The sequence below is a fragment of the Rhizobium sp. CF080 genome (assembly GCF_000282095.2).
In the GTDB taxonomy this organism is placed as follows: domain Bacteria; phylum Pseudomonadota; class Alphaproteobacteria; order Rhizobiales; family Rhizobiaceae; genus Neorhizobium.
Genome location: NZ_AKKC02000002.1, coordinates 93701 through 117903, shown reverse-complemented (window position 1 = coordinate 117903; position 24203 = coordinate 93701). Strand labels below are relative to the sequence as shown.

Sequence of the window (24203 nt, the reverse complement as noted above, 5' to 3'; positions counted from 1 at the left end):
GTTCCTTCAGATTGAAGAGACCGAGTTGGCATGATGCCGGACCGAAGTGCCGGTAAAATATACAGTCCGGTATGTCCCCCTCCAGGTATCTAGTTCAAAGGGACAATCAACTATGGCTAGCATTCTCACCAACGTGTCGGCGATGGCCGCGCTTCAGACGCTGCGCGGCATCAGCAACGACATGGAATCCACGCAGAGCCGAGTTTCCTCGGGCCTGCGCGTCGGCTCTGCTTCCGACAACGCCGCCTACTGGTCGATCGCCACCACAATGCGTTCCGACAAGGGCTCCCTCTCGACCGTTCAGGACGCTCTCGGCCTCGGCGCTGCCAAGGTCGACACTGCCTATTCCGCTATGGAATCGGCCATCGACGTCGTCACCGAAATCAAGAACAAGCTGGTTGCCGCTTCCGAACCGGGCGTCGACAAGTCCAAGGTCCAGGAAGAAATCACCCAGCTGCAGAGCCAGCTGAAGAGCATCGCTTCCTCCGCTTCGTTCTCCGGTGAAAACTGGCTGCAGGCCGAAATCGGCGGCACTCAGAACGCCACCACCGGCATCATCCAGGCCGGCTCTGAGATCACCAAGCAGCTCGTCGGTTCGTTCGTCCGTGATGCCGACGGCAATGTCACGGTCAAGACCATCAACGTCGTTCTCGACGAACAGAACGTGCTGTTCGATCTGAGCGGTGGCCATGGCGGTCTTCTCGACGCCAATGCCCTCAACGGTTTCCGTGCCATCAACTTCGACGACGGCACGACCAACCACAAGGAATACTTCGGCAAGGTCAACACCTCGGCGATCTACGCTACCAATGCCCTCTGGAAGGACATCGGCGGCGGTGTATTCATGAAGGGCGACACCAACGGCGTCTACTCTTCGGGCTCCAACGGCACCTACATGATCAAGGTCGGCGGCGCTTACATCGACGCAGTCTACACCACCAAGGGCTACGACTTCTCGGCTGGTGCAACCGCAACGGCCGGCATCAAGTACGGTACGGACATCTCCATCTCCGACCTCGACATCACCAAGCTCGAAGACTATCGCGACTCCAGCGGTGTCAGCTATCTTGGCCTGGGTACCAAAGCCAGCGATGAAGACCTCATGGCTGCACTGACGTCGTTCGTCGACGGCCAGCTGGAAGCGATGAACAGTGCGGCGGCCAAGCTCGGTGCTGTATCGAAGCGTCTCGATATGCAGACGGACTTCATCTCCAAGCTGACGGATTCCTTCGACCAGGGTGTCGGCCGACTGGTGGATGCCGACATGAACGAAGAGTCGACCCGGCTCAAGGCACTGCAGACCCAGCAGCAGCTGGCGATCCAGTCGCTCTCGATCGCAAACTCCGACTCGCAGAACATCCTGTCGCTCTTCCGTTAATCGAAACAGGGGAAATGGCCGGAGGCTGATCGCGCCATGGATCCAAAAAGGAGCCGCGTTCGAATTCGAACGCGGCTTTTTCTATTTTCCTAACTTGCTTCAATATTCATTAACCATATTGCGGTTACCTAGGAGCATCGAAACGGTGAGTTAACCAAGAAAATTAAATGGTTAACAAGCATGATGCTGCCCGCTGTTCCCGGTGAAATCCGGAATGTCCCTTTTCGTAATCAGCCACTCAAGGGGCACCTAAAATGACAAGCATTCTTACCAATATTGCGGCCATGTCCGCTCTCCAGACGTTGCGCGGTATCGCTTCCGATATGGATTCCACGCAGAGTCGCGTTTCCTCGGGCCTGCGCGTCGGCACCGCTTCCGACAACGCCGCCTACTGGTCGATCGCCACCACCATGCGTTCCGACAACGGCGCGCTTTCTGCGGTCCAGGACGCCCTCGGTCTTGGCGCTGCCAAGGTCGATACCGCCTATTCCGCCATGGAATCGGCCATCGACGTCGTCACCGAAATCAAGAACAAGCTGGTTGCCGCTTCTGAACCGGGCGTCGACAAGTCCAAGGTCCAGGAAGAAATCACCCAGCTGCAGAGCCAGCTGAAGAGCATCGCTTCCTCCGCCTCCTTCTCCGGTGAAAACTGGTTGCAGGCCGAAATCGGCGGTTCGCAGAGCGCCACCACCGGCATCATCTATGCTTCCAGCGAAATCAGCAAGCAGCTCGTCGGCTCGTTCGTCCGTGATGCCGACGGCAATGTCACGGTCAAGACCATCAACGTCGTCCTCGACGAAACCAACGTCCTGTTCGACCTGAGCGGCGGCCGTGGTGGTCTTCTCGACGCCAATGCCCTCAATGGTTTCCGTGCCATCAACTTCGACGACGGCACGACCAACCACAAGGAATACTTCGGCAAGATCAACACCTCGGCCTATTATGCGACCAACTCGGTCTGGAAGGATATCGGCGGCGGCGTGTTCATGCGGGGCGATACCAACGGCGTCTACTCTTCGGGCTCCAACGGCACCTACATGATCAAGGTCGGCGGCGCTTACATCGACGCAGTCTACACCACCAAGGGCTACGACTTCTCGGCTGGTGCGACCGCAACGGCCGGCATCAAGTACGGTACGGACATCTCCATCTCCGACCTCGACATCACCAGGCTCGAAGACTACCGCGACTCCAGCGGTGTCAGCTATCTCGGCCTGGGTACCAAAGCCAGCGATGAGGACATCATGGCGGCACTGACCTCGTTCGTCGACGGGCAGCTGGAACTGATGGCCAGCGGGGCGGCGAAGCTCGGTGCGGTATCGAAGCGTCTCGAAATGCAGACGGACTTCGTCTCGAAGCTGACCGACTCGATCGATAAGGGTGTCGGCCGACTGGTGGATGCCGACATGAACGAAGAGTCGACCCGGCTCAAGGCACTGCAGACCCAGCAGCAGCTGGCGATCCAGTCGCTCTCGATCGCAAATTCCGACTCGCAGAACATCCTGTCGCTCTTCCGTCAGTAAGACGCGTCACGTCACCCCAAGAAGCCGCGCCCTTCCCGGGCGCGGCTTTTTTTATGCCGGAATTTTTTTCCGCGGCCGGCAGGTTTTGTTAACTTTCATGAATTCCGTTTAACCTTTGTTAACCATTTCCACCCTAAATGAGCTCATCGAAACGATGGGTTAACCAAGACGAAGAAAAGGTTAACAGGCATCAGGCCAAGCCAACGTTCACCGGTGTAATCCCGGAAATGTCCCTTCCATCTAGCCAATCAAGGGGCAATCAAAATGACCAGCATTCTTACCAATATCGCAGCTATGGCTGCTCTCCAGACTCTGCGTAAGATCGATAGCCAGATGCAGACCACACAGGACCGTGTCTCTTCCGGTCTGCGCGTCGGTACCGCTTCCGATAACGCCGCCTACTGGTCGATCGCGACCACCATGCGTTCCGACAATGGCGCTCTCTCTGCAGTTCAAGACGCCCTCGGTCTCGGCGCCGCCAAGGTCGACACCGCCTATTCCGCCATGGAAAGCGTTGTCGACGTCGTAAAGGAAATCAAGAACAAGCTCGTTACCGCCTCCGAGGCAGGCGTCGACAAGGCGAAGATCCAGGCAGAAATCTCGCAGTTGCAGGATCAGCTCAAGAGCATCACTTCCTCTGCCTCGTTCTCCGGTGAAAACTGGCTGCAGGCCGAAGTTGGCGGCGCCTCCAACCCCACCACGGGTGTGATCTATGCGGCCAGCCCGGTCGTCAAGCAGGTTGTGAGCTCGTTCATCCGTGATCCCGACGGCAATGTTGCGGTCAAATCGGTGGATGTCGTACTGAACGAAACGAACGTCCTGTTCGACTTGAGCGGCGGCCACGGCGGTCTGCTCGACGGCAATTCCTACAATGGTTTCCGTGCGATCGACTATGACGATGGTACGACCAACCACAAGGAATACTTCGGCAAGATCAACACGTCTGCCATCTATGCGACAGATGCACTCTGGAAGGATGTTGGCGGCGGCGTTTACATGAAGGGCGACACCAACGGCATCTATACGGCAGGCACCAGTGGCACCTACCTTATCAAGATCGGTGGCGCCTACATCGATGCGATCTACACCACCAAGGGGTACGACTTCTCGGCGGGTGCAACGGCCACGGCCGGCGTCAAATACGCCGCCAACGTTTCCATCTCGGAACTGGATATCACCAAGCTCGACGACTATCGCAATTCGAACGGTACCAGCTACCTCGGAATGGGGACCAAGGCTAACGACGCTGACCTTATGGCCGCTCTCAACTCGTTCGTCGACGGCCAGCTCGAAGCGCTCATCAGCGCGACGGCAAAACTCGGGTCGATCTCCAAGCGTATCGACATGCAGGAAGACTTCGTCTCCAGTCTGACCGACTCCATCGACAGCGGCATCGGCCGACTGGTGGATGCGGACATGAGCGAAGAGTCGACCCGGCTCAAGGCACTTCAGACCCAGCAGCAACTTGCGATCCAGTCGCTCTCGATCGCCAACACCAGTTCCGAGAATATTCTGTCGCTCTTCCGTCAGTAAGCGGCGCTCTAGGCTAGGAGCGGTTTCGTCCCGCTCTGCTGACGTGAACAGCAAATATTCCGGAGAGAAGACCGCGTCCCGAAAGGGGCGCGGTTTTTCGCGTTTGGCGCGTGGCTTGCGCGAAACCTGCACGGCTGTCGGATAACGCCGTTAAGACTTCATTAACGTCTTGCCAATCCTCAACGGGCTTTGATAACTGTCGAATTAACGATTTGTTAAGAACGACAGACCGCCCGCATCTGTGATGCTGAGTGGCGGTACGCATGATGCCTCTCGTCGTTTCCGGTGAAATACTCCGGATTTCCAGACCATTTGACCGAGGCACGGCCGATGACCAGTATCCTGACCAATACCGCCGCTATGGCTGCCCTGCAAACGTTGCGCTCGATCGACCGCAGCATGGAAGTGACTCAGGCGCGGGTTTCCTCGGGCATGCGTGTTCAAACTGCTGCGGACAATGCCGCCTATTGGTCGATCGCAACCACGATGCGCTCCGACAATCATGCGCTCTCGACGATCCAGGACGCGCTTGGGCTCGGCGCGGCGAAGGTGGATACCGCCTACACGGCGATGGAAAGTGCCATCGACACCGTCGTTGAAATCAAGTCCAAGATCGTTGCGGCCTATGGCGTCGGTTCCAATCGCGGCAAGATTCAGGAAGAAATCGCCCAGCTCCAGGAACAACTGAGGAGTATCTCGGATTCGGCGACCTTCTCCGGCGAGAACTGGCTCCAGGACTATATCAGCGACGGCGGTACGAATGCCCAGGAAAGGCCGGTCGTCAAACAGGTCGTTGCGTCGTTCACCCGCACGGCTTCCGGCGAGGTCGCGGTCAAGACTGTCGACTATACGCTCGATTCCAAGACCGTCCTTTTCGACCTCAATGGCGGCAATCTCGGTATATTGGATTCGTCGGTCGAGTTCGTTGCCGAGAGCGAAGTCGCCGTCGACGTGACCACCAGCAACGGCACGATGGGTGCGACGAACGCGTCCTATGCGGTTTCGTTCCTGACGGAAAGCCAGCTGACGGCTTTGGGTACGGATATGAATACAACTGACGCGAGCATCTATGCCGTCGGCGGTAATTTTTATCTCAAGGTCGCGGAAGGCAAGTGGGCTCAGGTGACGACGACCGATCCGGCTACGGCGCCAGCGGTCACCACCCCTGCGCATGACGACGGTACGACAAAATATTATGTCGCCGTGACCGCCGCGAACAATCTCAACAACCGAAAACTTGGCATGTCCGTCACGACTGTTGATATCAACAAGCTGGATGACTTCGTCGTGAAGATGAACACCATGGTCCCGGGCTCGGCGCCGAATACAGACGCCGTGCTTGATATGATGGAGCGTTTCCTCGACAAACAGCTTCTGGCCATGACCAGCGCGGCTTCGAGCCTCGGCTCGATCCAGAAGCGCATCGATCTGCAGGAAAGCTTCGTAGCCTCTCTGACCGACGTGATCGACAAGGGTGTCGGCCGATTGGTCGATGCGGATATGAACGAAGAATCGACACGTCTGAAGGCGCTGCAGACCCAGCAGCAGCTCGGCATCCAGTCGCTTCAGATCGCCAACACCAACGCCGAAAACATCCTCCAGTTGTTCCGGCAAGGCTAAGAATAGGCGGCGCAGGTCGCTCGGTCGTCGCATGAAAGTCATTCGAACCTGTCCGCGAGGTTCGAGGCGGTGCGGCATCTTCATCCTCGCGCAAGTTTAACTTCCTACCGTTCCGCTAAAGTCCGGCGAAGTGTCTTGTGTTCGCCGGGGACAAACGAATGGCAACCTTGTCGGGATGATACGATGATTGCAGCGGTGACGATTTGCACTTTCGGGAGGCTCATGACGAGCCCCGTACGAAAGGCGATGGCAGGGCAGGGGGATGCACGATGAGTGCTTCGCTCGCCCGCTACCTGAAGGATTTCAGCGAGCCGCAGACCCTGCCACTGCCCTTGCTGGCCGATGGTTTCGGCGATGGCCTTGAAGATGATCTGGCGCTTCCCGCCCTGGTCGAGGAGCCTGTCGACATCGAAGCCGAGCGCGCCGAAGCTTATGCGAAGGGTCATGAAGCGGCATCCGAAGAGCTTCAGCAGCGTTTTGACGAAGAGCGGCAGGCGCTTCTGACTGCGCATGCGGAAGAAATGGCGGCGCTGCGCGAAAAGTATGAAACCGAAGCGGCTGCGGCAATCGCGACCGGCCTTCAGGACATCGCCGGGCTGACGGCGCAGGCGGTCAGCGACCAGACGGCGAGGATCCTGTCGCCTCTCCTCGATGAAGCACTGGTCGCCAAGGCGATATCCGACATGGCGGATATCATCCGGAGTGCCGTGCTTGAGGGCGACGTTGGAACGTTGACGGTGCGCGGCCCGCTGCATCTGTTCGAAAAACTCAAAACTGCGCTTGGAGAGCCTACCCCGCTCCTGCGCCATATCGAAGCGCCTGACCTCGATATTGCGGTCGACATCGGCGAGACCGCCCTTGTGACCCGCATGTCGGCATGGCTGGCGAGTCTGAAGAAGGTATTGGGATGAGCGAAGGCGAAAACCATCACCACGGCAAGAACGAGGTCGTCATCGTCAAGCGACATGGCGGCGCACACGACGAAGGCGCCCATGGTGGCGCCTGGAAGATCGCCTATGCCGACTTCATGACTGCGATGATGGCGTTCTTCCTCGTCATGTGGCTGGTCAACGCCGCCAACGAGGAGACGAAAGCCTCGATGGCGAGCTATTTCAATCCGATCAAGCTGTCCGACGAGACCCCGGCCTCGAAGGGATTGGAAAAGCCGGTCGACGCGGCCGAGGGCCAGGAGAACGGCGAGAAGTCGAAGGTCAAGGCCGAAGGCGACGTCCAGGGCTCCGCGGCGGCGACCGGCGAGGATATGACCTCGACGTCCGGCGACGAGCCCAATTATTCCGAGGCCGATTTCTTCGAAAACCCCTATTCCGTTCTTGCCGAGATCGCTCAGCAGGTCGGCCAGCAGGCGAATGTCAGCGCCAAGGGCGAGGGCGGTGCCAGTGACTCAGGCCCCGCGACCGGTGCCGACGGCGGTCAAGCCTATCGCGACCCCTTCGATCCGGACTTCTGGACCAAGCAGATGCAGACGACGCGCGCCGACGGCCCCGAAAAGGCCGTCAAGACCACGGCGAGCGACGATCCGCTCGCTCAGATGGGGCAGGCGCCGCAATACCAGCAGGTGCCGCAATCCACGGAAGCCAAGACACAGTTGCAGCAGACCCAGATGGCTGTCGCCATTCCCATCCCGCGCCCCGATCCGACGCAACTCGATAAGCCGCAGACGCCTTCGGGCGCCCAGGCCGCCAAACCGGCCAACCTCAACGGGCAGAAGCCGGAAGATGGCGCGAAGGCGGAACAGCAGGCAGAACTGAAGGCTGCCGACGAGCTGAAGAAGGAAATCCAGCAGCAGATTTCCGGTGTCGCCGGCAAGCTGGCGGAGGGTCTTGTCGTGACGCCTGCAGAAGGCGGCCTGCTGGTATCGATCTCCGACCAGACAAATGATCCGATGTTCAACGTCGGTTCGGCCGTGCCGCGTCGAGAAATGGTGCTGGCGATGGAGAAAATCGGCCAGATCCTCAAGGATCGCAAGGGTAGCATCGTCCTGCGCGGTCACACGGACGGCCGTCAGTTCAAGGGTACCGAGAACGACAACTGGCGCCTTTCCATGTCTCGCGCCCACAGTGCCTACTACATGCTGGTGCATGGCGGCCTGGCGGAGGATCGCATCAAGCAGGTTTCCGGATTCGCCGACAGGCGCTTGCAGGTGCCGGCCGACCCGCTTGCCGCGGCCAACCGGCGTATCGAAATCCTGCTCGAGGCGGACGAGGGATAGTGATGGCTGTGGGCATAAAGTCCTTAGTTGCGGCGGGCCTCGTTTTCGGGGTCTCGTTCGCGCCTGTGGCGTCGGCTCAGGATCGTGCGGACCTTGCGCCCTATGCGATGCTTCGGTCCCTGCAATTCGTGCAGGATTCCGTCGTGCTCGGCGATCATTCGGCCGCCGAAATGCAGCGCTTCATGCTGGGGACGATCGATCAGCGCCTGCGGACCGCCGACCCGTCGATCTTCGAAGATCCGCGCAACGTCGATGCCGCACTGATCTACGCCATGAGCGGTGGCAATCCCGCGACGCTCGAATATCTCGCCTCACGCGACGTTGCAGGCAATTTCGATAATCGTGTTGCCGACGGGTTGAGGAAATATCTCGGCGGGCGGGGAACGCTGATCGAAAAAAGCCTGAGCGAAATGGCCAGGGAATATCGGGACGAGAAGATCGGCCCCTACCTCTCCCTGGTCAGCGGAAACGTGATGGTCGCCAAGGATCCCAAGGGTGCCCTGGTCTTCTATGACTGGGCGCGGTTGACGGCGCCCGGCACGATCATCGAGGAAGCCGCGTTGCGCCGGTCCGTCGCGATCACCGTCGATGCCAACATGGTGGAGCCGGCGCTCTCCTACTCCCGCAAATATGCGCGGCGTTTCATCCATTCGCCCTACGCCAGCCAGTTCGCCGACTTCTTCGTGCAGCTGGTCGTCGGTCATTTCGGCGAGATCTCGGAAGACGATATCGACGGAGCACTGGAATTCATGGATGCCGACCGGCGTCGTGAGATTTTCCTGCGCGTCGCGCGTTCTGCCGCAATCGCCGGCAAGAACGATCTTGCCCGCCTCGCCTCCGCAAAGGCCGAAGCGCTCGCCAAAAGTCCGACGCCCGAGGCGCTCGCGAAGCTTTACGGCGGTTTTGCCAATATCCCGACGAAGGACATCGGGGCGGCCATGCAGGCGATAGCTGACGTGCCCGAGGAAACGCTTACACCGCGCGACCGTGCTTTGCGGCAAGCGGCAAAAACAGTGGCGGAGCAAGTCGTTAGCCGGCCGACCGCCGACAGCCTCGCACAAGATAAATCTATCAAGCTGACTAATACAGAAGACGCGAAATCTCCAGTCGCGTTGCCCAGAAATGAGATCGCTGGGCCTGCCTCCGCCACGGAAGGTCCGATGGCCGGCACCGCTGCCAGATTCGATCCGGCCTTCCAGACATTCGTCGATAGCGGTCGTTCGAAATTGAGTGCTATCGACGAAATGCTGAAGGAGGAGAACGCTTCCAAATGATTACTGACATTCTTGGTGGTGGTAAGACTGGCGCAGCCGACGCGGCTTCGTCGACGAAGCAGGGTGTTGCCGGTCGCAAAGGCGATGGTTCCGCCGGTGGCTTCTCCGATGCTCTCTCCGGTTTCGACCGTGATATGTCTTCGCAGCATGCCGATGACGTTCCGGATGAGGACGCTCGCGCCTCCTCTGCGGAAGAGCGCATGACAGGCGACGTGAAGCAGGGCAAGCCAAAGCCGATCATCGATATCAAGCCGGAATCCCTTCGCCGCCCGGCGGAGGAAACGGAGAAATCCGTCGGAGCCTCCAAGTATGAAGCGAAGGAGCCCGAGGAAAAGCAGATGATACCTGCGGAAAAGAAACTTCGCGAAGCCCTGGAGGCTGCGAAAGCCGTTGCGCGCAAGTCGGACGAAGTTCATGGCAAGCGCGCGGCTGCATCCAAGAAGGACGCGACGGCCGACGCGGAGGCGGAGGGTGCCGAAGATCTAGACGTCTCCATGTTGGTCGCGGATGACGCCAAGATCGCTGACATGCTGTCGCTGTTGACCGGCGAAACCAGTGTCGGCGAGATCAGCGCAATGGTATCGAAGAATCCTACCGGGCAGCAGCCGACCAAGCGAACCAAAGGTCAGGAGGGCAGTGGGCGCGAAGTCGATGCCCTCGCCGCGACGGATCCTAAGCACGCGAATGTGCGGGCCGAGGCCGAAGGTGACCCGCTGTCGACGCCGGTGGATACCGAGACGAGTGCCCAGGGCTCGCGCCTTTTCCGTTTCAGCAATGCGCGTGCCGACCAGCATGTCGATATGGCTGTCGGTGGTCGGGGCGAGCGCAGCACTGTGGAATTCAGATCGTCGTCGAACAGCGCCGCGGAAAACGTCACCGTGCTCGACGCACGCCGGTTCCTTGGGCTGGCACCGAATTCGAACGGCGCCAATCTTACGGCCATGCTGTCGGATGATACGGAGTGGGCAAGCGCCATGAGCCCGAGTGCGGCGCTTTCGAATGCTGCTGCACAGAGCAGTACCGGCAACGTCGTGAACACGTTGAAGTTGCAGATGAATCCGCACGATCTTGGCTCGGTGACGGCCACGTTGCGGCTTCACGGCGAAGAACTCAACGTTCATCTGACTGTCGAGACCCGGGCCGCCTATCGGCAGCTCAGCGAAGACAGCGGTGGCATTCTGGATGCGTTGCGCGCCCAGGGCTTTGCCGTCGACCAGGTGACCATCAGCATCGCCCCGACTGCGGATTCCGATGGTACCGGCAGCCAGCAGGGGCAAGCGGGCCAGACCGGCCAGCAAGCCATGGCTGAAGGCGGGCGGCAGGGCCAGGCTGCCGACCGCGGCCAACATCAGAATGGCAACCGCCAGGCCGCTGATCAGGGAACGAGGAATACAAATGATGCGGCATCGGACAATGTGGCGGGCACCGTTCCTGGCGGCGCTCGTCCTGGTCAGCTCTACCTTTGACGCTGGCGCCGGGTCGCTCTTCAGTTCTGGAGGTTGGGGTGCGCAGCAAGGCGCTGCTGCGCCCGCCGGGCCTCCCAGCAGGGCCGCACCTTCCAACGACGCGACTGTGATACGCCGTATGCCCGTCAGAACGCCGGCGAGCAACACACGGTCCACAGCCGCAACTGTCGGTTCCGGCGTCTGCGAGCGAGAAATACAGGCTGCCGCGGCGAAGTATGGCGTACCGGAAGGCATTCTCTATTCGGTCGGTCTTACCGAGACGGGCCGCAAGGGCAGCCTCAGCGCCTATGCCATGAACGTAGAGGGAAAGGCCTATTTTCCGCCCTCGCAGCAGGCAGCAATGACGACCTTTTATGACGCCAAACGGCAGGGCATGAAGCTCATCGATATAGGCTGCATGCAGATCAATCACTATTTCCACGGCGAGAATTTCTCCTCGCCGGAGGAGATGTTCGATCCGAAACGGAATGTGGAATACGCGGCAAAGTTTCTTCGAAACCTCCACGACAAGCATGAGACGTGGACGATGGCGGTAGCTCGATACCACGCTGGACCGAATAACAATCCCGCGCAGAAGCAATATGTCTGCCGGGTGATCAGCAATCTCGTGGCAACGGGCTATGGAGAGTGGACGTCCAACGCGTCTCGGTTCTGCACCAGCTGAGCAATCACGGGTTGAATCTTTAAAATAAAGAATCGCAAAATTGCAGCGATTTGCGTTTATGGCGAAAATGGCCACGCAAGTCTTCTTTTACGATGCGTTAATTTTTCCACCGGAAATTTGTGTCCGAAAATGGTGCACCCACTATATCTAGTGCAAATCGCGGTGCAGTTCTTAATCAACTATTAATTTGTTTGGTTAACTTCACACAGCTTGTCTCGGATTCCGCCGATTCGTACCCATAGACGCATTGAAACACCACAAGTGATTCGGAGGCGGACGAATGATCGTAGTGGTTGATGAGCGTGAGCTCGTGAAAGACGGATACACATCTCTTTTTGGACGTGAAGGAATTCCTTCCCAGGGATTCGATCCAAAAGAATTTGGCGAATGGGTGAGTACGGCGGCTGACTCGGATATTGCCGCGGTCGAAGCTTTCCTGATCGGTCAGGGCGAGCGTGCGCTCGAGCTGCCGCGGGCCATCCGGGATCGGTCCATGGCACCGGTGATCGCAGTCAGCGATCAGCCGTCCCTGGAGGCGACCCTTGCCTTCTTCGACAGCGGCGTCGATGACGTAGTGCGCAAGCCCGTCCATCCTCGCGAAATCCTGGCGCGTGCCGCCGCGATTCGTCGTCGGTTGAAGGCGATCTCGAATTTCACCGACATCGGTTCGATCCGGGTTTTCTCCGACGGTCGCGATCCGGAAATCGACGGCGATGTCTTCGCGCTGCCGCGCCGTGAGCGCCGCATCCTCGAATATCTGGTCTCCAACCGCGGTCGTCGCGTTTCCAAGACTCAGATCTTCAACGCGATCTACGGCATCTTCGACGAGGAAGTCGAAGAAAACGTCGTTGAAAGCCACATCAGCAAGCTGCGCAAGAAGCTGCGCAAGAAGCTCGGCTTCGATCCGGTCGATTCCAAGCGTTTCCTTGGTTATTGCATCGACTGGAACTGATTTTTTTAAGAGGGCCTTGCCGCATATTTTCGGCGGGGAACGTAGGCAGACAGCTTCACGCAAGGCCCACCACTTACTCTCTCCATCAGACAAAAAGGAGATTTCCTATGAGTATTTTCGGCACCATGAAAACGGCAGTCTCGGGCATGAACGCTCAGGCGAACCGTCTCGGTACCGTTGGTGACAACATCGCCAACTCCAGCACCGTCGGTTACAAGCGCTCTTCCACGGCGTTCTCCACGCTGGTTCTGCCTTCGACCCAGGGCTCCTATTCTTCCGGTGGTGTCGAAACCAACGTTCGCTACAGCATCGCTGAACAGGGCGGTATCCAGTACACCACGTCCTCGACCGACCTCGCCATCCAGGGCGAAGGCTTCTTCATCGTCAGCGATCCGAACGGTACTCCTTACCTGACCCGCGCCGGTGCCTTCGTAAAGGATTCCCAAGGCTACCTCAAGAATACCGCCGGTTTCAACCTCATGGGTTATCCCTATGGTTCAAACCCGCCGGCCGCCGTCGTCAACGGCTTCAACGGTCTCGAGGAAATCAACATCAACGACTTCGGGATGGTCTCTTCGCCGTCCACCGCTGGCAGCTTCCCGGCCAACCTGGACAAGGGAGCAGCAATCGTTGCCGCCGGTAGCCTCCCAAGTGACAACGTCGCCGGCAGCGTGATCACCAACAAGAGCTCGCTGACTGCCTACGACCATGCCGGCGCGAAAGTTCTCTACGACTTCTATTATACCAAGACTGCCAGCAATGAATGGGAAGTCACGGTCTACCGTCAGGATCAGGCCACGAACGGCGGCTTCCCATATATTGGGGCGGCTGGCACTGCGGCCAGCGCCATCAAGTCGACCGCAACGCTGAGATTCGATCCGAACACCAACAAGCTGGAGGCTGGCGCTTACACTCCGGGCAGCGCCGGTCCTCCGGTCGTTCTCCCAAGTGGTTCCGACAAGGAAATCGTCATCACCGACCCCACCGACGGTGCAACGCCGGCCCAGGAAATCACGATCGATTTCTCGGATATGACGCAATTCGCAGCCGCCTTTACCCCTGGTAAGGGCATCATCGATGGTAACGCGCCGAGCCCGATCACCGACGTCGAAATCGGTGGTGACGGCCTGGTCACGGCAGTATATCAGGATGGTGGCCGTCGCCCGATCTACCAGGTTGCCCTCGCAACGGTTCCGAGCGTCGACAAGCTGCTCCCGCAGAACGGCAACGTGTATCTGCCGACCAATGATTCGGGGGTCGTCACCATCGGCTTCCCGCAGGCTGGCGCCTTCGGCCAGATCTATTCCGGCGCGCTTGAAAGCTCTAACGTCGATATCGCCAGCGAGCTGACCGAAATGATCGAATCGCAACGTGTCTACACGGCGAATTCGAAGGTCTTCCAGACCGGTTCGGACCTGATGGACGTCCTGATCAATCTGAAGAGATAATCGGACGCATAATCGAGAGAATAAGTCTCAAGAGGTTAGTAAAAAATGTCGCTCGCATCAGCATTGTCTACGGCACAGTCGATCTTCACCAACTCCGGCACGCAGTCGGCCGTCTCGGCGAAGAACATCGCTAATGCACAGAACCCCGACTACACCCGCCGATCCGCAATGGTCGTGACCGGCGGCAACGGGGCCATGATCGACGACATTGCACGATCCCAGAGTGAGCCGCTCCTGCGCCAGACGATCGCAAGCTCGTCGATCGCGAGCGGCCAGCGGACGGTGCTCGACGGCCTCACGGAGATCAAGAACCTGATGGGGGGGAACGACAACGAGCTCTCCCCCGCTAACCTGATCGCGGCTTTCCGGAACGACCTCGATGCTTTCGCCGGAAAGGCGAACGACACCGGCATCGGCATCTCCTTCATTTCGAGCGCACGGGACGTCGCGACCGGCCTCAACACCGCTTCCAACAAGCTTCAGCAGATCCGCAAGGATGCGGACGACCAGATCAAGCAGAATGTTACCGATCTGAACGCGCTGCTCGCGAAGTTCGAGACCGTCAACAATCAGGTCAAGAACGCGGTCGCGAGCGGCACCGATCCGAACGACTCTCTTGATGAGCGCGATGGTCTCGTCAAGAAGATCTCAGAAATCGTTGGGGTCACGTCTTACACGCGCAGCGGCAATGACATGGTGCTTTACACCTCGGACGGCGTGACGCTGTTCGAGACGGTGCCACGCAAGGTGACATTCCAGCAGACCACCGCCTTCGACGCATCGACGACCGGCAACGGTGTCTATATCGACGGCGTGGCGCTCAAGGCCGGGGATTCGGGCAACACGACTGCCAAGGGCTCCATCCAGGGGTATATGCAGATCCGCGACAAGATCGCGCCGACCTTCCAGAGCCAGCTCGACGAAATCGCCCGAGGTCTGATCACCTCGTTCGCGGAAACCGGCCCGACCGGGGCGCTGACCCCGATGACGGGTCTCTTCACGTACAAGGACGGCGCCGGCGTACAGCAGACGGCCATTCCCGCCGCAGGCACGATCGTTCCAGGCCTCGCCTCGAGGATCTTCGTCAATCCGGTGGTCGTTCCGCCTGCAGGCACGCCGGACAAGGTGCGCGACGGTGGTATCAACGGCGCGACCTATATCGTCAACACGGGCGGTAGCAGCTATGCGGACCTCCTCGACAAATACAATGAAAATCTGACCGGCCCGATGAGCTTCGCTCCGGCCACGGAAATCGCCGACGCAGCGGATCTCCTCTCTTTCTCTGCCGACTCCATGGGCTGGCTTGAAGAGCTTCGCAGCACGGCGACTGCCGCTGACGAGACCAAGACGGCCATGCTGTCGCGCAGCCTTGAAGCTTTTTCCAGCAACACGGGTGTCAGTCTCGACGAGGAACTGTCGCTGCTTCTCGATATCGAGCAGTCCTACAAGGCCGGAGCCAAGCTTATGTCGACGGTCGATGATATGATGAAGGCACTTTTGGATATTGCGAGCTGATCATGAAGACCTCTTTCATTTCAACATTGTCTATCCAGACCACGATGCGGAACTCCATCGCCAGCGTTCAGCGCGAGATGGTGAAGGCGAACCAGGAAGCCGTGACCCAGAAGCACGCCGATCTCGGCGTCGCGCTCGGCGCCAATACGTCGCGCGCACTCGATCTTTCCCGCGACATTACCCGCACGGACTCGCTTCTGACCACCGCCGCGCTCGCGACGCAGCGTCTCGAAACCGCCGAACTTTCGCTGAGCAGCATGAACGAACAGGGCTTGAAGATTCAGAGCGCGATCTTGACGCTCGGAAGCTCGGCCGACGAAACGAGCCTTGCGACTGCGCGTCTGGCCATGTCCGACGCGCTGGATGCCTTCACGAACTTCGCCAACACCGCGGTGCAGGGCGAATATATCTTCTCCGGCATCAATTCGGACGTGAAGCCGATGGAGGATTATTTCGCGCCGGGATCGCCGGCCAAGGCCGCTGTGGACGCCGAGCTTACTCAGTACCTTTCGGACAACGCGATCCCGAGCAAGGAACAGATGACGCAGGCCCAGATGAACGACTTCCTGGATGATCTGGAAGCCAAGTTCAATGGTTCTGCGCCGTTGACAAGCCCCCCGCATCCGGCGGCGGTTGCCGGTCAGGACTTCTGGAAGACCTTCTTCTCGGATGCCAGCGACGAGAACATGAAGAGCCGCATCAGCCCGACGGAAGTGGTCGAAAGCTCGACCAATGCCAACAGCCAGGGCATGCGCAACTTTGCCTTCGCATCGATCATCTCTATGGAATATCTGCAGACCGGCATGGACAAGGATGCCCGGGCAGCCGTGGCCACGCGCACTACAAGCCTTATCAACAAGGCGATGAACAGCGAGGGCAGCATTAACCAGCAGCGGACCTCGATCGGTATCTATACCGAACGCGTCTCCAAGGCTGAGGAAAGGTTGCAGGCCCAGAAAGATATTCTGACGACCAGTCTTGGATCGATGGAGAACGTCGATCCGGAAGAGGCCGCAACCCGTCTCAACACGATGAAGACGCTTCTCGAAACCGCATACACAGTAACGGCGAAGATACAGCAGTTGAGCCTAGCCAACTTCCTTTGATGAATAAAGGAAGGCTCGTGACGAAGGATACATGAATGTACCAATTTTCATATGCCGAGATCATGGAGGACGGCGTTGCCAACGCCAAGGATCGCGAACGGCAGGCCCTGGACCGCTCTATCGACCTTCTGATCGCAGCACGCGACGAGAAGGCCTATACGCGCACCACGGTTGAGGCTTTGTTCTATACCCGGCGTGTCTGGATCCGCTTCGTCGAGGATCTGAAACATCCGGACAACGAGCTAGCCAACGAACTTCGAGCGGATCTGATCTCGATCGCAATCTGGATATTGAAGGAATGCGAGAAGATCAGAAATCGTGAATCGACCAATTTCCAGGGTATTATTGAAGTGACCACCATCATCAGGGATGGACTTAAATGAAAAGTACGCTTCGCATCTCTTTGAAATCCGGCGAGCGGATATTCATCAACGGCGCGGTTCTGCGCGTTGATCGCAAGGTCGCGCTGGAATTTCTCAATGACGTCACGTTCCTGCTGGAGAACCACGTTCTTCAGCCGGAGGATGCGACCACGCCGCTTCGGCAGCTCTACTTCATCGCCCAGATGATGCTCATCAATCCGGACGGCAAGGAACAGTCGAACGCGCTGTTCCGCAAGTCGGTGGCCATGCTGCTCACCTGCTTCACCGACGATGAGATGCTGGCGGAACTCAAGCGCATCGACGGCATGGTTGCATCGGGCCGCGCCTTCGACGCTTTGAAGGCAATCCGCGCGCTCTACCCCATAGAAGACCGCATCCTCAACAATCGGGAAATCGCGCCGGCAACTGTCGAGCGGATTCGCAAGGAGATCGCACCATGGCGGTAGACTCGATCAATACCAATAATCCCTATTCCTCCGGCAACGGCGCCGCGGCAGCGTCCGACGCGTCGGCCGCCGGCCTGAACTACGACAACTTCCTGCAGCTCCTCATCGCCCAGATGAAGTATCAGGATCCGACCGATCCGATGGATGCGAGCGAGCAGATTGCGCAGCTAGCCACCTTCTCGCAGGTCGAGCAGTCGGTGAAGATGAACTCGAACCTGCAGTCGCTCATCCAGGCGAACTCGTTCTCGCAGGCCGCCGATATGATCGGCAAGTACATCACCAGCGCCGACGACAAGACCACCGGCCTCATCAAACAGGTGGAAATCTATTCCGATGGTCTGGTAGCGATCACCGAGAACGGTGATAAGGTCCTCGTCCAGCCGGGAATCATTCTTTCGAATCAGGCTCCGGCGGCGGATACCGACACTGGGGACGACTCGGCATGACGCCGAAACATTAAAGCAGACGGAGCCGGCGCAATGAATGAAGCCGATGCCCTTGATATCATGCAGGCGGCGATCTGGACGATCCTGATCGCCTCTGGTCCCGCGGTCCTTGTTGCGATGGTCGTGGGTGTCGTTATCGCCTTTCTTCAGGCTCTGACGCAGATCCAGGAAATGACGCTGACTTTCGTGCCGAAGATCGTCGCCATCATGATCACGATCGGCATTACTGCGCCGTTTATCGGCGGCCAGATCAATCTTTTTGCCAATCTGGTATTTTCGCGGGTGCAATCGGGGTTCTGACCCCGTTGCTGCCCGCTTATTCTTTTTCACTTACCCACCTTCGCGCAAGCTTCGCCCTTTAGGCAGGACATGAACTGGCAGGAGTACTTCCTGCCGCCATCTCATGAAGAGACGGGGAAGTCATGGCGCAACCACCTTCACTATCCATTCCGAAAGTAGCCCCGAGCGGTCGCGATCTCGGATTTGCGGGCGGCATTGTCGCCATCCTCTGCATCCTCTTCCTGCCGATCCCGCCGTTCCTGATCGACCTTGGCCTTGCCTTCTCGATCGCGTTTTCGGTGCTGATCCTGATGGTGGCGCTGTGGATCCAGAGACCGCTGGACTTCTCGTCCTTCCCGACCATCCTGCTTATCGCCACCATGATCCGATTGTCGCTCAACATCGCGACGACGCGCGTGATCCTGTCGCATGGCAACGAGGGGCATGGCGCGGCCGGTAACGTGATCCAGGGCTTCGCGGGCCTCGTCATGTCCGGCGACTTCGTGATCGGGGTGATCGTCTTCATGATCCTCGTCACCGTGAACTTCATCGTCATCACCAAGGGCGCCACCCGTATCGCGGAAGTCGGCGCCCGTTTCACTCTCGATGCCATCCCCGGCAAACAGATGTCTATCGATGCGGATCTCTCGGCCGGCATCATCGACGAGAAGGAGGCGCAGCGCCGCCGTTCCGAGCTGGAAGAGGAAAGCTCCTTCTTCGGGGCCATGGACGGTGCGTCGAAGTTCGTTCGCGGCGACGCGATCGCCGGCCTTATCATCACCGCCATCAACATCTTCGGCGGCATCATCATCGGCTACTTCCGCCATGACATGCAGATCGGCGAAGCCGCCGACGTGTTCGTCAAGCTGTCGGTCGGCGATGGTATCGTCACGCAGATCCCGGCGCTTATCGTCTCGCTCGCCGCCGGCCTCCTGGTCACCCGCGGCGGCACCGCCGGTTCCACCGACAAGGCGGTCGTCGATCAGCTGAGCGGCTATCCGCGCGCCCTTTCGATGTCAGCCGGTCTGATGGCCCTTCTGGCGATCGTCCCCGGTCTGCCCTTCCTGCCCTTCATGGCACTCGGCGGCCTGATGGGTTTCGGTGCCTGGCTCGTTCCGCGCCGCATCGAGGCGGAGAACAAGGCTCGCCGCGAAGACGAGGAACAGAAGGTCGTCCAGACCAAGGAGGCCGAGAAGGATTCGGTCAAGTCGGTTCTCAAGACCTCCGAAATCGAGCTGGCTCTCGGCAAGCAGGTCTCGACCCGACTACTCGGCGCCCATCAGGAACTGGCCTTCCGTGTCGGCAAGATGCGCAAGAAGTTCGCCACGCAATACGGTTTCGTGGTGCCGGAGATCAAGGTTACCGACGACATTTCGATCCAGGAAAAGTCCTATCAGATCCGTATCCACGGCACGACGATCGCCTCCAACGCTCTGCGGGTCGGCGACGTCCTCGTGGTGACCGGATCCGGCCGCAAGCCAAGCATCCCGGGCGACGAAATCCGCGAACCCGCCTTCGGCATGCCGGCTGTGTCGATCCTCGAAACCTTCGCTGAAGACTTGAAGCGTGAAGGCTTCCACCCGATCGACAACGTCTCGGTCGTGTTGACCCACTTGTCGGAAGTCATCCGCAACAACCTGCCCCAGCTTCTGTCCTACAAGGACGTCAAGATTCTGATCGAGCGTCTCGACCCGGAATACAAGAAGCTGGCCGATGAGATCTGCTCGTCGCACATGTCCTATTCCGGCCTGCAGGCGGTGCTAAAGCTTCTGCTCGCGGAACGCGTTTCGATCCGCAACCTGCATCTCATCCTGGAAGCGGTGGCCGAGCTTGCTCCCCATGTCCGCAAGACGGAGCAGATCGTCGAGCATGTGCGCGTGCGGATGTCGCAGCAGCTCTGCGGCGACCTGGCCGACAACGGCGTGCTGCGCGTACTTCGTCTCGGCAACAAATGGGACATGCTGTTCCACCAGGCACTGAAGCGCGACGGCAAGGGCGAAGTGGTCGAATTCGACATCGATCCGCGTACGCTTGAGGAGTTCAGCGAACAGGCGACCAAGGTCATCCGCGAATTCATGGACCGCGGCCTGCCCTTCGTGCTCGTCACGTCGCCGGAAACGCGTTCCTACGTGCGCATGATTATCGAGCGGCTGTTCGCGACCCTGCCGGTTCTTTCCCATGTAGAACTCGCCAAGGGCCTCGAAATCAAAATACTCGGCGCCATTTCGTGATAGGCTGTCCGCAAAGGACGATTCTCACATGATTACCGACCCGCAGGGGACCATTCTTGCACTTTTCCTTGCGTTTTGCCGCATGGGCACGTGCGTGATGGTTCTTCCGGGGCTGGGAAGCGGCCGCGTGCCGGTTCAGGTCCGGTTGTTCGTGGCGGTCGCCCTGTCCATGGCGGTGCTGCCGGTTCTCTGGGATCAGATTTATCCGAAAGCGTCGGAGCCGACGGCCACCTATCTTGGGCTGATCTTTACGGAAGCCTTAATCGGTGCGGTCTATGGAATGATCGCCAGGCTCTATACGCTCGGCATGCAATTTGCCGGCACGGTCCTGACCCTGTCGATCGGTTTCACGGCGCCGGGCGGCCACGACATTTTCGAAGATTCACAGGAAAACCAGCTCACCATTCTGCTGACGCTGAGTGGCCTTCTGCTGCTGTTCATGATGGATTTCCACCATATCGTGTTCCGCGCGCTGGTCGATTCCTACACGGCAACGCCGGTCGGTGCGGTGATCGATCCGCGCAAGATACTGATCACTCTGACCGATACATTGCGTGCGTCGACCATCATCATGTTGCGGCTGGCAAGTCCGTTCCTGATTTTCGGCCTGATGTTCAACGTGGCGATCGGCCTCATCAACAAGATGGCGCCGCAGGTCCCGATCTTCTTCATCTCGACGCCCTTCCTGCTGATGGGAGGGCTTTTCCTTCTTTATCTGTCGATCGCCGCCTTCATTCGCCAGTATGCGGATGGTTTCGCGCCGATCTTCCGATCTTTCTAGGAGAAGGTTATGGCAGGTCCCGTGAAGCGGTCGGACAAGCTCAAGCGTCTCGTGGCGGTCCAGCGGCATCTTGAGGTGATGGCCGAGCACGAGCTTGCGGCGACAACCCGCTATCGTGCCGAGGTCAACCAGTCGATGGAGGAAGTCATCGATGCGATCGGTTCGATGAACCCGGTCCACCGGCAGTTCTCGCAGCATTATTCAGAACGTTTCGGCCGCCTGACGACTAAGGAACGCCAGCTTGCCGGCGTTCAGCAGATCCAGGAGATGAAGGTTCTCAAGGAGCGCACCAAGGCTGATCGCCTGGAAGAGAACATGAAGGACGCCCGAGATCACGAAGACCGCGAAGCGGCCGACGACTCGATCTATGAGCTCATCGATATTACGCTCGCCCTCGAGCAGATCAAATAGACTGGCCAGCCTCCAGCAAGCTTCGAACTTCATAGTCTCGTCATTGCACTGATCGCCGTCTCGAATCGAGGTCGGACGGGATCATGTGCCATTTCAAACTGATGCTGCGCTCTTGCCTCTTCAAGGACGCGATTCGCGGCAGTCATGAAAGGAGCTGACGTGGCGATTTCACCTCCGAGCGATCTGGTCATGGACGTCGTCCGCGCGGCGGACCCGACTGCCGTTCAAGAAGCGCAGGCCAAGCTGAAGGCGAACAAGGCGGCTTTTGCCGCGACCAGCCTTGCCGAAAACGGCAAGGGTTTTGGTGCGGCCATGAAATTCATCGACACGCCCGGCACCGCGGCCGGTCTGGGCAATCCGGAGGCGCCGAAAAAGGTCGCCGAAATGCCGGAGGAATACCGCAAGTTCGAGGCCTCCGTGCTCTCGACCTTCGTGAATTCCATGCTCCCGAAGGAGACCGAAGAAGTCTACGGCAAGGGCTCCGCCGGTGAATTCTGGAAGAGCATGATGGCCGAGAAGATTGCTGACGAGATGTCGAAGAAGGGCGGCGTCGGTATTGCCGAACAGATGTATTCGCAGGCACTCGCCCGTGCGGAACGTCAGGCCACGGTCAATCCGACCACCAATGAGACCGATCGTAGCCGCGCAATGAGCATGATCACCGATTTCGAGCGACAGGTTCTCGGCGTCGGCAAGAAGAGTGAGGCCTGATATGTATCAGATTGGGGCAGAGAATATGGAAGTTGTTTCGAATGATTATCGCATCAAGACCGTGCTTGGCCGGTTGGAGATGATAATCGACAACGAAAATCAGCGGATCGGCCGCGATCCGGAATTCGACCTGAAAGTGTCGAACGCCCATAAGAGCCGCTGCCTTTATGAGTTGACCATGCTGTTCCGCGGCACCGATCCGAAGCAGCTCGCCACCGGCCATATCGATCAGATGCACGGTTTGAAGAGCAAGCTGGCCATCAATGCCCGCCGGGTCGAGGCGCATCTTCATGCTGTCCGCGCGGTTGCAGATCTCTTGAAGAACGCCGCCCGTGACGCGGATGACGACGGTACCTACACTCAAGAACAGTTCACCTACGGCGAGGCCTGATGGTCAAGCTCCTTCTCACAGGTCTATGGGTCTGCATCGTCACGCTTGGGGCGGTGTACTTCTCCGTGCAGATGTCCGCAGCACCTGCGCCGGTCGACGAAGAGGCCAGGCGGAAGGAGCTTCTCGAACTGGTACGCGGCGAATCGATCACCATTCCGATGATCTCGGACGGCGCGATCACCGGTTATTTCCTGAGCCGCGTCTCGTTCATGATGGACAAGGAAAAGATCAAGAACACCAAGCTCCCGATCACGGAACTGACCACCGACGAGCTTTTCACGCTGCTGATCGGGAACCAGATGGTCGATCTCAGCAAGCCCGGCGCCTTCAATATCGAGAAGTTCCGTACGACCATCAAGGATGACTTCAACAAGAAGCTCGGAGACGGGCTGGTGGCGGAGGTCCTGGTCGAGCAGCTCGACTACCTCTCCAAGGAAGATATCCGCAACAATGCCTCGCGCGGCAACAAGAACCCCAACCCGGGCAAGAAGATCGTCGAGGGTGTGAAGATCGAAGATCCGAAAGCTGCGCCCGCGGGTCACTGACGCGCCCCGCCGTGTTATTTGAAGAATATCGGCCGGCCCCAGTGGTCGGCCTTTTTTGTTGCGAGCCTCCTGGAAATGCGGGGATCGCTCGCATTTTACCGATCGATTTAAAGGCGATTTCAGGGCGCGCTGTTAGACCTTGGGGAAGAATAGGTCTTGGCCCCTTGGAGCGCATCGATGAACGCATCCGGAGACTTCCTGGCATCCGCGTCACCCCGGACGCTGTTCGGACAGCGTGTCTGCGATCTCGGATGGAACGCTGCGCTCAGCCTCGTGGAGAGCCTGATCGCGCTGCGCGGCAATCGCACGACGCTTGGCTTCCTGGACGAGCGGACGGCTTTCCGCCAGATGGTCGATCCTGCCTATCGCGGTCAGTTGGGTCGCAGGTTGCTCCTGCCGGGTGGCGGCCGCGCCTTCAGCATCTTCGCCAAGGCGCGGCATGAGAAACCGACTCCGGTGCTTTTTTCGGCCGGGACCTTTGTGCCGGCGCTGCTGAGCTTCCTGGAAAGAGGCCACCGCATCGGCATAGCTGGCGAGGATACCGGACGCATCGAAGCGTTGCGCGAGCATTTCGCCCGCCATGCGCCCTGGCACGACGTGGCGGTGATCGCGCTTGACCAGGACATCTCGCGGCGTTTTGACCTCATCCTCGTCGATGCGGCAAGCCTTGCCCAGGAGCGGCGGATCGAGCGTCGGCTCGCTTCGGTCCGCACCGGACTGGTGGTCATGACCGGATCTGGGCTATCCGCCTTCATCCAGGGCAAGCCGGCGCGCTCGGTGCGCAATTCGACGGCCCCGTCGCCGAAACCGTCTTTCGCCTGACGAGTTAACCCTTTCTTTGCCATGAAATTTTAGACTGCCTTAATCAGA

At 58.9% G+C, this 24203-nt stretch carries 24 protein-coding genes; all 24 read left to right on the top strand.

The features are described 5' to 3' along the window. Positions 1 to 112 precede the first annotated feature (112 nt). The 24 genes from PMI07_RS35930 to PMI07_RS01635 all read left to right on the top strand — a co-directional run bounded on the left by PMI07_RS35930 (position 113) and on the right by PMI07_RS01635 (position 24155). The gene (locus PMI07_RS35930; RefSeq protein WP_024163485.1) at positions 113 to 1378 is read left to right on the top strand and encodes a flagellin; all 1266 of its coding nucleotides are present in this window, start codon (positions 113 to 115) and stop codon (positions 1376 to 1378) included. A 254-nt stretch (positions 1379 to 1632) separates the two neighbouring features. Next, positions 1633 to 2901 (top strand): flagellin, encoded by a 1269-nt coding sequence (locus PMI07_RS35925; protein WP_024163484.1) that lies wholly within the window; start codon positions 1633 to 1635, stop codon positions 2899 to 2901. A 264-nt stretch (positions 2902 to 3165) separates the two neighbouring features. Then, positions 3166 to 4434: a flagellin gene (locus PMI07_RS01740; protein WP_007751526.1), complete on the top strand. Its 1269-nt coding sequence runs from the start codon at positions 3166 to 3168 to the stop codon at positions 4432 to 4434. A gap of 330 nt (positions 4435 to 4764) precedes the next feature. Beyond that, a complete protein-coding gene (locus PMI07_RS01735) occupies positions 4765 to 6054 on the top strand; it encodes a flagellin (protein ID WP_024163483.1) in 1290 nt (429 codons plus the stop codon). Positions 6055 to 6323: 269 nt separating this feature from the next. Next, the gene (locus PMI07_RS01730; RefSeq protein WP_007751513.1) at positions 6324 to 6965 is read left to right on the top strand and encodes a hypothetical protein; all 642 of its coding nucleotides are present in this window, start codon (positions 6324 to 6326) and stop codon (positions 6963 to 6965) included. Further along, complete coding sequence (locus PMI07_RS01725) at positions 6962 to 8284, top strand: MotB family protein (protein WP_024163482.1); 1323 nt, start codon at positions 6962 to 6964, stop codon at positions 8282 to 8284. Before PMI07_RS01730 ends, PMI07_RS01725 begins: the two co-directional genes overlap by 4 nt. A 2-nt stretch (positions 8285 to 8286) precedes the next feature. After that, complete coding sequence (gene motC, locus PMI07_RS01720; RefSeq protein ID WP_024163481.1) at positions 8287 to 9558, top strand: chemotaxis protein MotC; 1272 nt, start codon at positions 8287 to 8289, stop codon at positions 9556 to 9558. Beyond that, positions 9555 to 11024: a flagellar hook-length control protein FliK gene (locus tag PMI07_RS01715; protein ID WP_007754527.1), complete on the top strand. Its 1470-nt coding sequence runs from the start codon at positions 9555 to 9557 to the stop codon at positions 11022 to 11024. The genes motC and PMI07_RS01715 overlap by 4 nt, the downstream gene beginning before the upstream one ends. A gap of 118 nt (positions 11025 to 11142) precedes the next feature. Next, complete coding sequence (locus PMI07_RS01710) at positions 11143 to 11688, top strand: transglycosylase SLT domain-containing protein (protein ID WP_007754526.1); 546 nt, start codon at positions 11143 to 11145, stop codon at positions 11686 to 11688. 280 nt (positions 11689 to 11968) lie between these two features. Continuing rightward, positions 11969 to 12640: a winged helix-turn-helix domain-containing protein gene (locus tag PMI07_RS01705; protein WP_007754525.1), complete on the top strand. Its 672-nt coding sequence runs from the start codon at positions 11969 to 11971 to the stop codon at positions 12638 to 12640. A 107-nt stretch (positions 12641 to 12747) separates the two neighbouring features. Then, positions 12748 to 14088 (top strand): flagellar hook protein FlgE, encoded by a 1341-nt coding sequence (locus tag PMI07_RS01700; RefSeq protein ID WP_024163480.1) that lies wholly within the window; start codon positions 12748 to 12750, stop codon positions 14086 to 14088. 45 nt (positions 14089 to 14133) lie between these two features. Then, positions 14134 to 15603, top strand: a complete 1470-nt coding sequence (gene flgK, locus PMI07_RS01695; RefSeq protein WP_007756116.1) for a flagellar hook-associated protein FlgK — start codon at positions 14134 to 14136, stop codon at positions 15601 to 15603. 2 nt (positions 15604 to 15605) lie between these two features. Then, complete coding sequence (locus tag PMI07_RS01690; protein WP_007756115.1) at positions 15606 to 16709, top strand: flagellar hook-associated family protein; 1104 nt, start codon at positions 15606 to 15608, stop codon at positions 16707 to 16709. A 35-nt stretch (positions 16710 to 16744) separates the two neighbouring features. Then, a complete protein-coding gene (flaF, locus tag PMI07_RS01685) occupies positions 16745 to 17092 on the top strand; it encodes a flagellar biosynthesis regulator FlaF (protein WP_007756114.1) in 348 nt (115 codons plus the stop codon). Next, entirely contained in the window at positions 17089 to 17538 is a 450-nt protein-coding gene (gene flbT / locus PMI07_RS01680) for a flagellar biosynthesis repressor FlbT (RefSeq protein ID WP_007756103.1), read from the top strand. The genes flaF and flbT overlap by 4 nt, the downstream gene beginning before the upstream one ends. Beyond that, entirely contained in the window at positions 17529 to 17984 is a 456-nt protein-coding gene (flgD, locus tag PMI07_RS01675; protein WP_007756100.1) for a flagellar hook assembly protein FlgD, read from the top strand. Before flbT ends, flgD begins: the two co-directional genes overlap by 10 nt. A 33-nt stretch (positions 17985 to 18017) precedes the next feature. Next, positions 18018 to 18284, top strand: a complete 267-nt coding sequence (gene fliQ / locus PMI07_RS01670) for a flagellar biosynthesis protein FliQ (RefSeq protein ID WP_007756098.1) — start codon at positions 18018 to 18020, stop codon at positions 18282 to 18284. A 122-nt stretch (positions 18285 to 18406) separates the two neighbouring features. Further along, positions 18407 to 20494: a flagellar biosynthesis protein FlhA gene (flhA, locus tag PMI07_RS01665; protein WP_024163479.1), complete on the top strand. Its 2088-nt coding sequence runs from the start codon at positions 18407 to 18409 to the stop codon at positions 20492 to 20494. A gap of 28 nt (positions 20495 to 20522) precedes the next feature. Next, positions 20523 to 21275: a flagellar biosynthetic protein FliR gene (gene fliR / locus PMI07_RS01660; RefSeq protein WP_007754997.1), complete on the top strand. Its 753-nt coding sequence runs from the start codon at positions 20523 to 20525 to the stop codon at positions 21273 to 21275. A gap of 9 nt (positions 21276 to 21284) precedes the next feature. Next, positions 21285 to 21686: a hypothetical protein gene (locus PMI07_RS01655; protein ID WP_007754994.1), complete on the top strand. Its 402-nt coding sequence runs from the start codon at positions 21285 to 21287 to the stop codon at positions 21684 to 21686. A gap of 159 nt (positions 21687 to 21845) precedes the next feature. Next, positions 21846 to 22397, top strand: a complete 552-nt coding sequence (locus PMI07_RS01650; RefSeq protein WP_007754993.1) for a rod-binding protein — start codon at positions 21846 to 21848, stop codon at positions 22395 to 22397. 25 nt (positions 22398 to 22422) lie between these two features. Beyond that, positions 22423 to 22788, top strand: a complete 366-nt coding sequence (locus tag PMI07_RS01645) for a hypothetical protein (RefSeq protein ID WP_037085347.1) — start codon at positions 22423 to 22425, stop codon at positions 22786 to 22788. Continuing rightward, positions 22788 to 23333 (top strand): hypothetical protein, encoded by a 546-nt coding sequence (locus tag PMI07_RS01640; RefSeq protein ID WP_007754981.1) that lies wholly within the window; start codon positions 22788 to 22790, stop codon positions 23331 to 23333. Before PMI07_RS01645 ends, PMI07_RS01640 begins: the two co-directional genes overlap by 1 nt. A gap of 177 nt (positions 23334 to 23510) precedes the next feature. Beyond that, positions 23511 to 24155, top strand: a complete 645-nt coding sequence (locus tag PMI07_RS01635; RefSeq protein ID WP_024163478.1) for a hypothetical protein — start codon at positions 23511 to 23513, stop codon at positions 24153 to 24155. Positions 24156 to 24203: the final 48 nt, after the last annotated feature.